The 538-nt window shown below is 52.4% G+C and carries 1 protein-coding gene and 1 tRNA gene; both read right to left on the bottom strand.

Annotated features, from left to right (window positions below):
- Positions 1 to 73 (bottom strand) — tRNA-Gly (locus tag AC1Q6P_RS24015).
- A 229-nt stretch (positions 74 to 302) separates the two neighbouring features.
- Positions 303 to 538: hypothetical protein (locus tag AC1Q6P_RS24010; RefSeq protein ID WP_492703363.1), on the bottom strand; the 236-nt coding region annotated here is incomplete at its 5' end.

Genomic DNA, 538 nt, shown 5'->3' with positions numbered 1-538 from the left:
AGCGGGTAACGAGGCTCGAACTCGTGACCTCAACCTTGGCAAGGTTGCGCTCTACCAACTGAGCTACACCCGCATCGTTTTCTTCCACCAGCTTGCCGAGCAAACCAGCTTCCGAAGTGATGACACTGTGTCCATCTTGTTTTCGCTCCGCTGTTTTTGCATTCAAATCATCAAATGCGTTATCAGCGAAGTCTTGTATTCTATACCGAATATTTGGCTTCTCGCAAGCCTTCTCGCGAGATTTTGATTTGACGCGAACTCTGTTCAGGCCCAGCTGCCACCGCCAGCCTCAGTTGCGCAGGTCATTGAACATTGGGCGCCCACAGCTCCAGTCTGCAACGCTGATTGCACGGCGCAAAACAAAAAGGGAAGCCATCAGGCTTCCCTTCTTTAGTTCCAACGGCGCCTGGTTTCTTAGTCTCTGCATGAAGCAGTTTCTTCAAACACCGGCCAATCGCCTGTTTGGAGCGGGTAACGAGGCTCGAACTCGTGACCTCAACCTTGGCAAGGTTGCGCTCTACCAACTGAGCTACACCCG

This window comes from Roseateles sp. GW835-FHT13E02 (assembly GCF_058794035.1).
This window is presented reverse-complemented; position numbering and strand designations above follow the sequence as displayed.